Source organism: Streptomyces sp. NPDC002276, from assembly GCF_053891435.1.
The window spans coordinates 114,244-127,659 of record NZ_JBSFCQ010000001.1 but is presented as its reverse complement, the minus strand read 5'-3'; the positions used below and the strand labels follow the sequence as shown (position 1 = coordinate 127,659).

The following is a 13,416-nucleotide window of genomic DNA, read 5'->3' as shown; positions in this document are numbered from 1 at the left end:
GCGCGGGCCCTCGACTGGGGCTCCATCGCCGTACGGGATGCATGACGTCCCCCTTGCCGATGCCTCGATCCGTTGACCGTGGATCGACCGCCCACGCAGGCTCGGAGCACCCACTTTCCCGAGGAGAAGAACGTGATAGTCGAGCATGCCGAGCTGACCGTCGAGGCGGGTCGGGAGCGGGAGTTCGCGGAGATGTTCGGCAAGGCCCGTGAGGTGCTGGCCGAGGCCGACGGGTTCCGCTGGGCCGAGCTGCTGCAAGGCGTCGAACGGCCGGGAGTCTTCCTGCTGTTGGTCGGCTGGGACTCGGTCGAGGCCCACATGGTCGGCTTCCGGGAGTCCGAGCCCTTCGCGCGCTGGCGGGCCCTGGTCGGACCGTTCTTCGCCGGGCCACCGGCCGTCGAGCACTTCCACGAACTCGGGCCGCGCTTCTCCCGGTGACCCCCCACTCGTTGTCTTCTACGTTCGCAAGGATCGCCCATGCCCGTACAGAAGGTGCTCGTCGTCGGCGGCGGCATCACCGGTAGCGTGCTGTGTCTCGCGCTCGCCCAGCGGGGCGTTGAGGTGGAGCTCGCCGAGATCTCTCCACAGTGGTTCGGTGTGGGCCATGGCATCACCGTCCAGGGCAACGCGCTCAAAGCGCTACGTTCCGTGGGTGTCCTGGACCGGGTGCTGGCCCGGGCGGTGCCGTTCGACGTCATGCGGCTGCGCTCGGCGGACGGCGGGCTGATCACCGAGTTGAACACCCCGCACACCGGCGGGCCCGAACTGCCGTCCACGGCGGGCGCGTTGCGGTCGGATCTACAGGACGCGCTGTGCGACGCGGTGCGCGGGCACGGGGTACGGGTGCGCCTCGGACTGAGCGTCGACCGGCTCGACCAGTCGCCCGGCCATGTGGACGTGGCGTTCACGGACGGTTCGACCGGCCGCTACGACCTCGTCGTGGGCGCCGACGGCATCAACTCGGCGATGCGCGCCCTGATCGGCATCGACGCCAAGCCCAGCCCCGTCGGCATGTCGATCTTCCGGGTCGTCGCCGACCGCCCGGCCGAGATGGACTGCGCCGAGGTGTACTACGGCGGCCCCCGCTTCAAGGCCGGCTACAGCCCGATCTCGCCGGACCAGTGCTACGCCTACCTCCTCGACGAGAACCTCGACACCTCGCTCATCGGCCCGCGCGCCCCGCTCTCCCTGCTGCGCGAGCGCGGCGCCGGGTACGGCGGGACCTGGGGGAAGATCCTTGCCTCGCTGCCCGACGACACGGCGGTCGACTACCGCTGGATCGAGGCGATCCTCGTGGACGAGCCCTGGCACCGGGGCCGCGCGATGGTCATCGGCGACGCCGTGCACGCGTGCCCGCCGCTGATCGCGCAGGGCGCGGCGATGTGCATGGAGGACGCGGTGCTGCTGGCCGAGCTGGTGACCGGGGACGAGTCGACGGATCAGGCCCTGGAGACCTTCATGGCCCGGCGACTGCCCCGAGTGCGGATGGTCCTGGAGAACTCCCTCCAACTCGCCGACTGGGAGATCCATCCCGGCACGCCCGGCGCCGACCCGGCCCGCATCATGTCGGAGACGCTGGACAACCTGACGGCGGCGGCGTGACCGCCTCGCCCGTGGTCGACTTCCACGGCCACCTCGCCGTCCCCACCGCCGACGCCCTGGTGGCGGGAACCCCGGGTCTCGCCGCCGAACTGGCCGCCGAGCAGCGCGCCCACTCCCCGGCGTCCCTGACCGTCAACCGTGCCCAACTCCAGTGCCTGGCCCCGAGGTTGACGGACGTCACCACTCGCCTCGCGGACCTCGACGCGATGGGCGTCGACATCCAGGTGGTCGGTCCGATGCCGATGCACCACTACTGGGCGGACCAGGATCTCGCGATCCGGCTCGCCCGTACCGTCAACGAGGCCGTGGCCGCCCACTGCGCCACCGCGCCGGACCGGCTGTTCGGCCTGGGCACCGTCCCACTCCAACACCCGGACCTGGCGGTCGCGTTGCTGGACCAGGAGGTCAACGGCCACGGCCTGTACGGCATCAGCGTCTCCACGACGGTAGACGGCCGCGAACTCGCCGACCCCGCACACGACGTGGTGTGGCAGCGGGCGGAGGAACTGGGCGTGGTCGTGTTCATCCACCCCTGGGGCTGCTCCCTCGGCGAACGCCTGGCGACCAACTACCTGGGAAACACGGTCGGTCAGCCGGTGGAGACGACGGTCGCGCTCTCGCATCTGATCTTCACCGGAGTCCTGGACCGCTTCCCGCGCCTGAAGCTGGTGGCGGCGCACGGCGGCGGCTATCTGCCGACGTACATCGGCCGCTCGGACCACGCCTGGCGGGTACGCGAAGACGCCCGTGGCTGCGCCGAGTTGCCCAGTTCCTATCTGCGGCGGATGTGGTTCGACGCGCTGGTGTACAGCCCGCGCGCACTACGCCGACTCGTCGAGGAGGTGGGCGCGGACCGGGTCGTCCTCGGTACCGACCACCCCTTCGACATGGGCGTCGACGACCCGGTGGCCCGCCTGGACGCGGCCGGTCTCGACCCTGCCGACCGGGCCGCGATCGCCGGGGGCAACGCCCTCGACCTGCTGTTGAAAGGACACACCCGATGACGACCCGCCCCGCCCTCGGCCCGATCGAGGAAGAACTCGCCAAGGCCCGTTCCGCCTACCGCAATTGGGGCCGTTGGGGTGAGGACGACGTGCTCGGCACCCTGAACTTCATCGACGACGCGATCCGCGCCCACGCGGTGGGCCTGGTGCGGCGCGGGCGATCCTTCTCGCTCGCCCAGGAGTTCAACGAGTCGGGCCCGCAGCGCGGTTTCCGCGGCCGTATCAACCCGGTGCACTACATGAAGGACACCGGCTCCGACGCGGCGGCCGGCACCCAGGGTTTCCCGCACGGCTTCGGCGGCGCCGACGACCACGTCGTGATGCCGTTGCAGGCCTCCACCCAGTGGGACGGTCTCGGCCACATCTACGACAACAAGCAGGCGTGGAACGGCCGTCCGTGCACCATCGTCAACGGCGACGGCGACTCGGTCACCGGCATCGAGCACATGAAGGAGGCCTTCACCAGCCGTGGGGTCCTCCTCGACGTGGGCCGTGCGGTCGGCGACGAGCACGGTGAACTCCCGGACGGATTCGCCATCCTGGAGGAACATCTGCGCGCCACCATCGAGGCGCAGGGCGCGACGAGTTCGGTCCGGCGCGGCGACCTCGTCCTGCTCCGCACGGGCCAACTCGGCCGCGTACGACGCCTCGGCGCGTGGGGCGGTTACGCCGCCGGTGACGCACCCGGCCTCTCCTTCACCACCCTCGGCTGGCTGCACCGCACGGAGATCGCGGCGATCGCCTCCGACACCTGGGGACTTGAGGTACGGCCCTACGAGTTCCCGCAGCCCGCGATGTCCCCGCTGCACCAGATAGCGATCCCCAACATGGGCCTCCCGCTGGGCGAGATGTGGGACCTGGAGGCACTGGCCGAGGACTGCGCGGCCGACGGTGTCTTCGAGTTCCTGCTGGTAGCCGCGCCGTTGCCGGTCACCGGCGCGGTCGGGGCCCCCGTCAACCCGATCGCGATCAAGTGAGTACGCGCGTGAACCTGAACCGATTCTCCGGCACCCTCCACCTCCCCGACGACGAGGACTTCGAGACGGCGTGCTTCGGCCGGGTCTTCAACGCCCGCCGTCCGTACGACCGTTCACCGGCAGCCGTCCTGATGGCCGAGTCGGAGCAGGACGTCGTGGAGGGCGTACGGCTGGCTCTGGAGCGGGGCTGGCAGGTAGCCGTCCGTTCCGGCGGGCACAGTTGGGCCGCCTGGTCGGTGCGCGAGGACGCGCTGCTGATCGACCTCGGGGGCTTCCGCGAGATGGCGTACGACCCGGGGACCGGGATCGTGACGGCGACCCCGAGCGTCAAGGGCGGCGACGAACTCAACCCGTATCTCGGGGAGTTCGGCCGCTTCTTCAACGGCGGGCACTGTCCCTCCGTCGGCATCGGCGGCTTTCTGCTCCAGGGCGGGCAGGGCTGGAACGCTCGGGGCTGGGGCTGGGCGGCGGAGAACATCGTCGCGATCGATGCCGTCACCGCCGAGGGCGAGTTGGTGCGCGCCGACGAGAGCCAGCACAGCGACCTGTTCTGGGCGGCGCGCGGCGCGGGCCCGGGCTTCTTCGGCATCGTCACCCGCTTCCACCTCCGCACCCGCCCGCTGCCGAAGTACCTCGGACACACCGTGCACGCGTATCCGCTGGACCTGTTCGACGAGGTCATGACCTGGCTGCACGGCATGCACCACACGGTCTCGGACCTGGTGGAGATCGTCGCGCTCACCCAGACACCGCCCGACCTGGACGAGCCGGTGCTGCTGGTCACAGGCGTGTCGATGACGAACACGGCCGAGGAGGCCGGCGAGGCTCTGGCGCCGCTGCACGCCAACCCGTACGCGGACCGGGCCCTGTTCCGTGTGGAGGCCCAACAGACCACCCTGGCCGAGCAGTTGGCGGGCCAGCGCACCGCCAACCCCGAAGGCCACCGCTATCTGGTCGACAACGCCTGGCTGACCGGCCCGGCTGACGAGGTGGTCCCGGCGATCCGCAAGGCGTTCACCGAGCAGCCCACCCGGCAGACCTTCACCATCTGGTTCTCCATGGCGCCGCTGCGCCAACTCCCGGACATGGCCTTCTCGTTGCAGTCGGAGATCTACTGCGCCACCTACGTCATCCATGACGACCCGGCGCGGGACGCGGAGTTGCGCACTTGGCTGGACGGCGCGATGGCCGACATGCAGCCGGTGACCGCCGGCCAGTACCTCGGCGACTCCGACTTCACCGTGCGGCAGTTGAGGTTCATGGGCGACGAACAGTGGCGGCGACTGCGGGAGATCAGGGCCGCCCGCGATCCCAAAGGGCTCTTCGCCGGCTATCTGAGCGCGGGGACCGTCACCAACACCAACCACTGGGAGCAGTGAGCGATGCGTTTCGCGACATACGAGTACGAGGGCGTGGAGCGCGCCGGAGTCGTCCGGGACGGGACCGTCCATCCGCTGCCCGAGGGCGTCACCGTACTGACCCTGCTGGAGCAGGAGGTGCTGCACGCGGCCGGTACCGAAGCGCTGCGCGAGGCAAGTGACTTGACGGTGGATCAGGTGCGGCTGCTGCCGCCGCTGAAGCCGCCTTCCATCCGGGACTTCGTCGGTTTCGAGGCGCACATCGAGGGGGTGTCGAAGTCACTGGACGGTCTTGAGCACGTGCCCGAGGAGTGGTACCGGGCGCCCAACTTCTACTTCACCAACCCCCATGCGGCGTACGGCGCTCACGACGACGTGCCGGTGCCCGCGGGCTGTTCGGTGCTCGACTTCGAGTTGGAGGTCGGGGTGGTCATCGGCCGCGCCGGGCGGGATCTCACGCCGGAGCGGGCGCGTGAGCACATCGTCGGCTATCTGGTCTTCAACGACTGGTCGGCGCGGGATCTCCAGAAGCCGGAGAAGAACCTCGGGCTCGGCTTCTCCAAGGGCAAGGACTTCGCGAACACGCTGGGCCCCTGCCTGGTCACCGCCGACGAGGTCGAGGACCGGCGCGACCCGGACGGCTTCCTCGACCTGGAGATGACCGTCACGCTCAACGGCGAGCTGATCGGCCGCGACACCCTCGCCAACGTCTCCTGGACCTTCGAGGAGATGATCGCCTACGCCTCCCGGGACGCCTGGGTGCGCCCCGGGGACATCCTCGGCTCGGGCACCTGCGGCTGGGGCGCGCTGGCCGAGTTCTGGGGCCGGGTCGGTGAGCGCACCCCGCCACCGCTCCAACCGGGCGATGAGGTGACCCTCGCGGTGGAGCGCCTCGGCACCGTCTCCAACCGTGTGGTGCCCGGCCGTACGGACGTGTACCTGCCGCGGGCCCGCAAGCGCGGCCGGACCCCGAGGCCGTAGACCGGACGGCCCACCCTTCCGACCTGCACACATCCGGGGATCCGATGGCAGCTATCGGATCCCTGTGACTTCGCTCCCGGGCTCTTCCTCGGCGGGAAGGCGGTCGTTACGCTCCGGTTTCACCGAGCTTCAACGACGCGGCCGGAAGGACAGGCGCATGGGTCTGGGAGCAATCGACCTGAATCTTCTGGTGGCTCTGGAAGCCCTCCTGGAGGAGAAGAACGTCACCCACGCGGGGGTGCGGCTGTCCACCAGCCAGTCCGCGATGAGCGGCTCCCTGGCCCGGCTGCGGCGGCACTTCAACGACGAGCTGCTGGTGCGGGTGGGCCGCGAGTACGAGCTGACCCCGCTCGCGGAACGGCTGCTGCCGGTCGTCCAGTCCTCCCTGCACAAGGCGGAGGAGGCCCTCTCGCTGACCAGGCACTTCGATCCCTCGCGCAGTCGGCAGCGGTTCTCGGTCGTGATGTCCGACTACGTGATGACCGTGTTCGTGGAGCCGCTGCTGCGGGCTCTGGCGCAGGAGGCCCCGGGCATCCGGATCGACTTCCATCCGATCGTCATCGGGCAGCTGGAGACCGAGACGCATCTGCGCTGCCACGACCTGATGATCGTGCCGCTCGGTTATCAGCTGCCGGGGGTCAGCGAGGCCGTGATGCACGACCGGTTCGTGTGTCTCGTCGACCCGGACAACCCGCGTCTGGTCGACGGTCGGCTCTCGCTGCGCGACCTCGCCGAGATGCCGCACGCGGCCTGCGCCGTCGGCAAACTCACGCCTGCGGACCGGCAGTTGGAGACCCTGGGCATCACACCTCGGGTGCAGGTGAGCACGCCCGGCTTCAACGTACTGCCGTTCCTGGTGAGCGGCACCGACCTGGTCGCCGTGGTGCCCGAGCGGCTCGCCCGACGCTACGAGGGCTTCGCGCGCTGCGCCGTCGTACCGACTCCCTTCCCCGACGTACCGCTGGTGGAGGCCATGTACTGGCACCACAACCGGCACTCCGACCCGGCGCACCGCTGGCTGCGGGAGACGGTCCGGAAGGTGGGGGCGTCGCTGGACGACCCGGTGGTGCGCGAGATCGCCGACGAGATCGCCGACGCGGATGCCACCCATGCCGATCGTGCGTTTCCGGAGCTGACCGCGGCTTCCTAGCGTGGACGGGAGACAGCCCGCACCCCTTGGAGGCAACCGTGAGCCGCACGCGTCTGGCCGGTCGTACCGTCGTCGTCACCGGGGCCGCGCAGGGCCAGGGAGCCGCCGAGGTGGCGGCGGCGGCCCGCGAGGGGGCGACGGTGGTCGCGACCGACGTCCTCGACGAGGTGGGCGAGAAGCTCGCCGCGTCCCTGCGCGCCGACGGCCTGGACGTCACCTACCGGCACCTGGATGTGTCGTCCGAGGACGACTGGGCGGACCTCGCGGCCTCCGTCACGGAGGTGCACGGCCTGGTCAACAACGCGGGCATTCCCATGCGGGCGCGGCTCGGTGATGTCCAACTCGCCGACTGGAACCGGGCGTTCGCGGTCAACACCACGGGCGCGCTGCTCGGCATCCAGGCGCTCGCCCCGCTGATGCCGGCCGGTTCGTCCATCGTGAACGTCGGCTCGGTCGCGGGTCTCACCGCGCATCACGCGGTCGCGTACACGACCAGCAAGTGGGCGCTGCGCGGCCTGTCGAAGGTCGCCGCGCTGGAACTGGCGCCGCACGGCATCCGTACGAACGTGATCCACCCCGGCTACATCGAGACTCCGCTGATGGCGTCCGCGAACCCGGTGTTCGTCCAGGCCCATCTGTCGCTGACCCCGCTGGGCCGGGCGGGGATGGTGGACGAGGTGGCGCCGCTGGTCGTCTATCTGCTGTCGGACGAGGCGTCGTACGTCAACGGCGCGGAGATCACCGTGGACGGCGGGTACGCGGCGCACGGCGGGGTGAAGGCGATCACGAACGCGCTCGACGCTTCGTGACGGCGGCCCGTCGACAAGGCATGGCCGCCTCAGGAGACCAGGACGGTGCGTACGCCGGGAGCCTCCGGCGCGTTCCAGGCGCTCTCGACATCGGCGAGGGGTACGGGTGCGGCGGTGACCGCGATGCCGCCGTTCTCGATCTCCTCGACGAGGGACGGCAGTTGCTCCAGATACGCCCTGGTGGACACCGCGCCCTGGCCGTTGCCCTGGAGCCGGAAGTTCGCCGAACGCAGTGCGGCTGACGGGAGTTCGAGGGTCGGTCCTGCCATGGAGCCGATCTGGATCCAGTTCAGGGCGCGGCTGCGGTCGGCGCGGGCCCGGAGCAGCGCCATGATCGCCTCACCGGCCGGTCGACCCCACAAGTAGTCGAGGACCAGGTCGACTTCGGCGGCTTCCTTGGCCAGTTCCGTCGCGGTGGCGTCGGCGTCGTCGGTGAGCGCGACGGTCGCGTCGGCACCGATTCCCGGCAGGGTCGCGAGGCGGGCCAGGTCCCGCCCTGCCCCGACGACCCGTCCTGCGCCGAGCCGCTTGGCGACCTGGACGGCCATCTGGCCGGCGTTGCCGGTCGCGCCGAGGATCAGCACCGACTGCCCGGCCTCGATCGGGACGCGTCGGCGCAGTGCGACCCAGGACGACATCGCGGGGTTCATCGCGGCGGCGATCTTCACCACGTCCACTCCGTCGGGGAGCGGGACGCTGCGGCGGCTGTCGATGACGGTCCGGGTGGCCATCGAGCCGGCCAGTTCGTCGTCGGCGACGAAATAGACGAGGCTGCCGTCCGCGCGTCGGCCGACCCCGTCGACTCCGGGGACCATCGGCAGCTTTCCGGTGCTGGTGTAGTGGCTGCCCGACGCGCCGGTGCGCACGCGGGGGTGCAGGCCCACGGCGAGGACGTCGACGAGTTCCTGGTCCTCGTCGGTGGGGGCGGGCAGGTCGAACGGCTCGTAGCGGGGCGGGGCGTCGAACGAGCGGACCACGGCGGCGTGGACGTCCATGAGAGTTCTCCTCGGCTTTGGTACGCGGCACAGAAAGTACGCGACGCAGAAAGTACATGGAACAGAAAGTACGTGGAACAGAAAGTATGTGGCACCAATTAATTTAGTAGGTGCCGCGTACCTTTGCAAGTAGGATCCGGTCCATGACCTCACCGCACGACGTGCAGCCCCCGGCGACCGAGGACCTCGGCCTGGTCGACGCCCTTGCCCAGTTGTCGTTCCTGGTGCAGAACGCGCTGGCCGAGATCGCCGGCGAGTACGACCTGTCGCTCACCCAGACGCGGCTGCTCGGGATCCTGCGGGACCGGGAACCGACGATGAACCAGCTCGGCCGCCACCTCGGCCTCGACAAGTCCTCGATCACCGGCCTCGTCGACCGCGCACAGCGCCGGGGGCTGGTCACGCGCACGGTCAGTACCGTCGACCGCCGCTCGTTCCAGGTGTCGATCACCGATGCGGGCCGCGAGCTGGCGACTCAGGTCGCGGCGCGGTTCGCGAAGCAGATCGAGAGATACGCCGCACCGCTGCCCGAGGCCGACCGCGAGCGGCTGTCACGGCTGGCGACCAGGATCGTGACCGCCGACGCAGAGGCCCACGGGGTCGATCTGGGCACGAACCGGGACTAGGACAGGGACCTCAACCGCCGTTCCAGGAAGCGCCGTTCCGCGTCGTTCTCCACCAACTCCAGCGCCCGCCCGTACGCTTCGGCCGCCTCCGCCGTACGACCGCTGCGGCGCAGCAGATCGGCGCGGGTCGCGGGCAGCAGGTGGTAGTCGGCCAGTTCACCCGACCGCTCCAGTCCGGCAACCAACTCCAGCCCCGCGTCCGGGTGTTCGGCCATGCCGACGGCCACCGCGCGGTTGAGACGCACCACGGCCGAGGGCACGAAGCGCTCCAACTCGCCGTACAGAGCGGCGATGTCGGCCCAGTCGGTGTCGGCGGCGGTGGGTGCGGTGGTGTGGCAGGCGGCGATGGCGGCCTGGATCTGGTACGGCCCGGGGCGGCCCCGGCGGAGGGCCGTCTCCAGGAGAGCCGCGCCCTCATCGATCTCCGACCGGTCCCACGCCGTTCGGTCCTGGTCCTCCAACGTCACCAACTCACCGTCCGCGTCCACGCGGGTGCCACGGCGGGCGTCGTGCAGCAGCAACAGGGCCAGCAGGCCCAGCACTTCGGGCTCGTCCGGCATCAACCGGGCCAGCACGCGGGCCAGTCGGACCGCTTCCGCGCAGAGGTTCGTCCGCACCAGGTCGGCGCCGGACGTGGCCGCGTAGCCCTCGTTGAAGAGGAGGTAGACCACACCGAGCACACCCGTCGTACGCTCGGGCAGCAGATGCGCGGGCGGCACCCGGTACGGGATACCGGCGTTGCGGATCTTCCTCTTGGCGCGCACGAGCCGTTGCGCCATGGTCGCCTCGGGGACGAGGAAGGCACGGGCGATCTCGGGGGTGGTCAGGCCCGCGAGCGTGCGCAGGGTGAGGGCGACCCGGGCCTCGATGGGCAGCGCGGGATGGCAGCAGGTGAAGAGCAGCCGCAGCCGGTCGTCCTCGACCCCGCTGTCATCGCCGTCGTCCTCCGGGTCGTACGGTCCCTCGTCCCGCCCCAGCACCGCGACCTCCCGGAGTTTCGCCGCTCCGACCGCCTCCCGGCGCAGGACGTCGAGGGCGCGGTTGCGTGCGGTGGTGGTCAGCCAGGCGCCGGGGCGGCGCGGGATTCCGTCGCGCCGCCACCGGTCGAGCGCCTGGGCGAAGGCGTCCTGCGCGCACTCCTCCGCGAGGTCCCAGTCGCCGGTCACCCGGATCAGGGCGGCGACGACCTGGCCCCACTCCTCGCGGAAGGCGGCGACGACGGCCTCCTCGACGTCCGGCACGTTCACTCCCAGACCGGCCGCACCTCGACCGAGCCACCGGTCAACGCGGCGGGGTGCCGGGAGGCGAGCGAGATCGCCTCGTCGAGGTCGGCGACCTCGATGATGTCGATGCCGGCGACGTACTCCTTGGACTCGACGAACGGGCCGTCGCTGAGCAGGACTTCGTCGCCCTGGACGCGGACGGTGGTGGCGTCGGAGGACGGGCGCAGACGGGCCCCGCCGCGCATCAGGTCACGGCCGCGGACCTCGTCGATGTACGAGGTGAAGCGGGGGTCGGCGGCGATCTCGGCGGGGCTGAGTTCCTCGCCGTCCACGGGGGTGCAGATCAACAGGACGTACTTCATGACCGCTTCTCGGCCTTCTCGGTGGCGGCTGAGATGTGTTCGTGGACGATCTCCCAGCGCAGTCCGATGTTGCGGTAGCCGGTGGTCACGCGCAGTACGTCGTCCAGCTGCCGACCGTCGGTCCGGGTGCCGCGCAGCCGGACGAGAGCATGGCCGAAGGCGACGGACTCGTCGACGTGGACGTGGAACTCCAGCACCTCGCGGGTCAGAGGCCAGGTCACGCCCCCGAGGACGTCCTCCACGGCTTTACGGAATGCGGCGGTCCCGGGCCGTTCGGCGTCGAGGGCGCGGATCTGCGTCTCACCGTCCTCCTCGCCGTCCATCGGCCAGAAGGGGCGCACCTCCATGGCGCCGATGGCGGCCACGGGGTGCTTGGCGGCGGCCTCGACGGCCTCCTCCAGGGTGTCGCACTCCAGGATGTCGAATCCGGCGACGTACTCCTTGGTCTCCGCGAACGGCCCGTCCGTACGGAGCAGCTCGCCGCCGCGCACCCGTACGGTGACGGCGTCGGCGGGCAGGGCGAGCCGGTGGCCGTGCAGCCGTACGCCTCGGTCGCCCAGTTCCTCCACCCAGGGTTCGACGGGTGCCATACCGGAGGCGTCGGCGGTGTCGTCGCCGCACACGAGCAGCATGTACTTCATGGATCCTCCCGGTCCTCATGAGCTTCCTACACCCCACCGACGAACGCGGCCGGGCCGAATCGACACCCCCTTCGGAAAACTCCTTCGGGAAACTCCTTCGGGAACACGAAGAGGCCGGGGCGACAGGGCCCCGGCCTCCTCCTACGACGTACGGCCTAGGCGGTCGCCGCCTGCACCGACGGCTCCCCCGCGCCCACGACGGCGCGCTCGGTGTTCTTGCGCACCAGCAGCAGGGTGACCACCGCGCCCAGCAGCGAGGCGCAGCCGCAGATCACCACGCCGAGGGCCATGCCGTGGCCGAGGGCGGTCTGCGCGGCGGCCTTGGCCGAGGCGCTGCCCGCGTTGACTACGGCGAGCGGTCCGGCCGCCTTCTCCATGCCCGCGTCGGCGCCGCTGAGCTTGCCGACGAGCGCGGAGGACGCGGCGCTCATCGCGATGGTGGAGATGACGGCCGGGCCGAGGCCCTGGCCGAACTCGCGGACCAGGCTGGTCGCGCCGCTGGCCATGCCGGTCATGTTGATCGGTACGGCGTTCACGGCAGCGGAGGTCAGCGAGGACACCACGCAGATGAAGCCGACGCCGAGCAGCAGCACCGGGCCGATGAAGGCGGCGAGGGAGGTGGTGGTGATGGGCAGGGCGGCGATCCAGAACTGTCCGGCGGCCATGGGCAGCAGGCCGCCCATCAGCAGCCAGCGGGCGTCGATCCTCGTGAGCATGCGGCTGAGCACCGGGGCCAGCAGCAGCGGGATCAACTGGAGGATCACGAAGGGCATTCCGGCCCGCAGCGGGCTCAGGTGCATCACCGCGCCGAGCCGGATCGAGACGCAGTAGGCGGTGCCGATGAAGCCGAACATGCCGGCCAGGGCGACGACGGCCGCCGCCGCGAACGAGGGGATCTTCAGCAGTCCGAGGTTGAACATCGGGGAGGCCGCGCGGGTCTCCGCGATGACGAACCCGACGAGCGCGACGGCCGCCAGGGTCAGCGAGCCCACGATCGCCGCGCTGCCCCAGCCGCGGTCGCCGCCCTCGATGACGCCCCAGAGCAGGGCGGTCAGGCCGATGGCGATGGTGATCTGCCCGGGCCAGTCCAGCGCGCGGCCCTCGGGCGCCTTGGAGTCGGTGACGAGTTTCCAGGAGGTGACCGCGACGATCAGACCGAGGACGACCGGCGGTACGAACGCCCAGCGGAAGTCGGCGACCGTGGCGAGGATCCCGGAGGACAGCGGGCCGAGCGCGGAGGCCAGGGAGATCGACAGCGCCCAGGTGGAGACGGCTTTCGCCCGGTCCTTGCCGTCCGGTGTGGCCGCCGCGATGACCGCGAGGGAGCTGGGGAACAGCGCGGCGGCGCCGATGCCGGCCAGGGCCTGCCCGGTCCACATCATGGTGATGTTCTGCGAGGTGGAGTTGAGCAGTTCACCGAGCGCCAGGACGAGCCCGCCGAGCACCAACAGCCGCTTGCGGCCGAAGAGATCGCCCACCACACCGAAATTCAGTTCCAGAATCGCGGTGGGGAGAATGAAGGCGGAGGTGACCCAGGCGACCTGGGAACCCGAGGCGCCGAATGCGGCCTGGATTTCCCCGTTGATGGGCGAGGGAACGGTAATGCACAACTGTGCCGCCGCGACCGCGAGACAGCACGCTATGAGCGTTCCGGGGTCCAGTCTTTTCAAGGAGATCGAATCCGTCAT

At 70.5% G+C, this 13,416-nt stretch carries 14 protein-coding genes; 9 read left to right on the top strand and 5 right to left on the bottom strand.

The window, feature by feature from the left end; translation table 11 throughout:
* Positions 1 to 132 precede the first annotated feature (132 nt).
* The 8 genes from ACWIHT_RS00610 (at position 133) to ACWIHT_RS00575 (ending at position 7,881) form a co-directional block, all read left to right on the top strand.
* Positions 133 to 438 carry an antibiotic biosynthesis monooxygenase family protein gene (locus tag ACWIHT_RS00610; protein WP_456162888.1) on the top strand — a complete coding sequence of 102 codons (306 nt, stop codon included), beginning with the start codon at positions 133 to 135 and terminating at the stop codon, positions 436 to 438.
* A gap of 39 nt (positions 439 to 477) precedes the next feature.
* On the top strand, positions 478 to 1,602 hold the full coding sequence (locus ACWIHT_RS00605; protein WP_456162886.1) for an FAD-dependent monooxygenase: 1,125 nt from the start codon (positions 478 to 480) through the stop codon (positions 1,600 to 1,602).
* Complete coding sequence (locus ACWIHT_RS00600; RefSeq protein ID WP_456162884.1) at positions 1,599 to 2,606, top strand: amidohydrolase family protein; 1,008 nt, start codon at positions 1,599 to 1,601, stop codon at positions 2,604 to 2,606. Before ACWIHT_RS00605 ends, ACWIHT_RS00600 begins: the two co-directional genes overlap by 4 nt.
* Positions 2,603 to 3,583: a cyclase family protein gene (locus ACWIHT_RS00595; protein WP_456162882.1), complete on the top strand. Its 981-nt coding sequence runs from the start codon at positions 2,603 to 2,605 to the stop codon at positions 3,581 to 3,583. Before ACWIHT_RS00600 ends, ACWIHT_RS00595 begins: the two co-directional genes overlap by 4 nt.
* An 8-nt stretch (positions 3,584 to 3,591) precedes the next feature.
* On the top strand, positions 3,592 to 4,962 hold the full coding sequence (locus ACWIHT_RS00590) for an FAD-binding oxidoreductase (protein WP_456162880.1): 1,371 nt from the start codon (positions 3,592 to 3,594) through the stop codon (positions 4,960 to 4,962).
* 3 nt (positions 4,963 to 4,965) lie between these two features.
* Positions 4,966 to 5,922, top strand: a complete 957-nt coding sequence (locus tag ACWIHT_RS00585) for a fumarylacetoacetate hydrolase family protein (protein ID WP_456162878.1) — start codon at positions 4,966 to 4,968, stop codon at positions 5,920 to 5,922.
* A 157-nt stretch (positions 5,923 to 6,079) separates the two neighbouring features.
* The gene (locus tag ACWIHT_RS00580; RefSeq protein WP_456162876.1) at positions 6,080 to 7,072 is read left to right on the top strand and encodes a LysR family transcriptional regulator; all 993 of its coding nucleotides are present in this window, start codon (positions 6,080 to 6,082) and stop codon (positions 7,070 to 7,072) included.
* Between the two features lie 38 nt (positions 7,073 to 7,110).
* A complete protein-coding gene (locus ACWIHT_RS00575) occupies positions 7,111 to 7,881 on the top strand; it encodes an SDR family NAD(P)-dependent oxidoreductase (protein ID WP_456162874.1) in 771 nt (256 codons plus the stop codon).
* Between the two features lie 29 nt (positions 7,882 to 7,910).
* Here ACWIHT_RS00575 and ACWIHT_RS00570 read toward each other — a convergent pair whose 3' ends face one another.
* On the bottom strand, positions 7,911 to 8,876 hold the full coding sequence (locus ACWIHT_RS00570) for a quinone oxidoreductase family protein (RefSeq protein ID WP_456162872.1): 966 nt from the start codon (positions 8,874 to 8,876) through the stop codon (positions 7,911 to 7,913).
* 143 nt (positions 8,877 to 9,019) lie between these two features.
* Between ACWIHT_RS00570 and ACWIHT_RS00565 the strand changes: the two genes are divergently transcribed.
* Entirely contained in the window at positions 9,020 to 9,502 is a 483-nt protein-coding gene (locus ACWIHT_RS00565; RefSeq protein WP_456162870.1) for a MarR family winged helix-turn-helix transcriptional regulator, read from the top strand.
* Here ACWIHT_RS00565 and ACWIHT_RS00560 read toward each other — a convergent pair.
* From ACWIHT_RS00560 to ACWIHT_RS00545, 4 genes are all read right to left on the bottom strand, one after another.
* Entirely contained in the window at positions 9,499 to 10,749 is a 1,251-nt protein-coding gene (locus ACWIHT_RS00560) for an RNA polymerase sigma factor (RefSeq protein ID WP_456162868.1), read from the bottom strand. The two genes, ACWIHT_RS00565 and ACWIHT_RS00560, sit on opposite strands and share 4 nt — an antisense overlap.
* Positions 10,746 to 11,087 carry a YciI family protein gene (locus tag ACWIHT_RS00555; RefSeq protein WP_456162866.1) on the bottom strand — a complete coding sequence of 114 codons (342 nt, stop codon included), beginning with the start codon at positions 11,085 to 11,087 and terminating at the stop codon, positions 10,746 to 10,748. Before ACWIHT_RS00555 ends, ACWIHT_RS00560 begins: the two co-directional genes overlap by 4 nt.
* Positions 11,084 to 11,728 (bottom strand): YciI family protein, encoded by a 645-nt coding sequence (locus ACWIHT_RS00550; RefSeq protein WP_456162864.1) that lies wholly within the window; start codon positions 11,726 to 11,728, stop codon positions 11,084 to 11,086. Before ACWIHT_RS00550 ends, ACWIHT_RS00555 begins: the two co-directional genes overlap by 4 nt.
* A 155-nt stretch (positions 11,729 to 11,883) precedes the next feature.
* Positions 11,884 to 13,398, bottom strand: coding sequence for an MFS transporter (locus tag ACWIHT_RS00545; RefSeq protein ID WP_456162862.1), 1,515 nt, complete (start codon positions 13,396 to 13,398; stop codon positions 11,884 to 11,886).
* Positions 13,399 to 13,416 lie beyond the last annotated feature (18 nt).

Bases quoted from the DNA above. Each gene is read 5' to 3' on its own strand.
- ACWIHT_RS00585 (WP_456162878.1), top strand. From the start codon at position 4,966: ATGCGTTTCGCGACATACGAGTACGAGGGCGTGGAGCGCGCCGGAGTC.
- ACWIHT_RS00605 (WP_456162886.1), top strand. From the start codon at position 478: ATGCCCGTACAGAAGGTGCTCGTCGTCGGCGGCGGCATCACCGGTAGC.
- ACWIHT_RS00570 (WP_456162872.1), bottom strand. From the start codon at position 8,876: ATGGACGTCCACGCCGCCGTGGTCCGCTCGTTCGACGCCCCGCCCCGC.
- ACWIHT_RS00555 (WP_456162866.1), bottom strand. From the start codon at position 11,087: ATGAAGTACGTCCTGTTGATCTGCACCCCCGTGGACGGCGAGGAACTC.
- ACWIHT_RS00595 (WP_456162882.1), top strand. From the start codon at position 2,603: ATGACGACCCGCCCCGCCCTCGGCCCGATCGAGGAAGAACTCGCCAAG.
- ACWIHT_RS00580 (WP_456162876.1), top strand. From the start codon at position 6,080: ATGGGTCTGGGAGCAATCGACCTGAATCTTCTGGTGGCTCTGGAAGCC.
- ACWIHT_RS00565 (WP_456162870.1), top strand. From the start codon at position 9,020: ATGACCTCACCGCACGACGTGCAGCCCCCGGCGACCGAGGACCTCGGC.
- ACWIHT_RS00550 (WP_456162864.1), bottom strand. From the start codon at position 11,728: ATGAAGTACATGCTGCTCGTGTGCGGCGACGACACCGCCGACGCCTCC.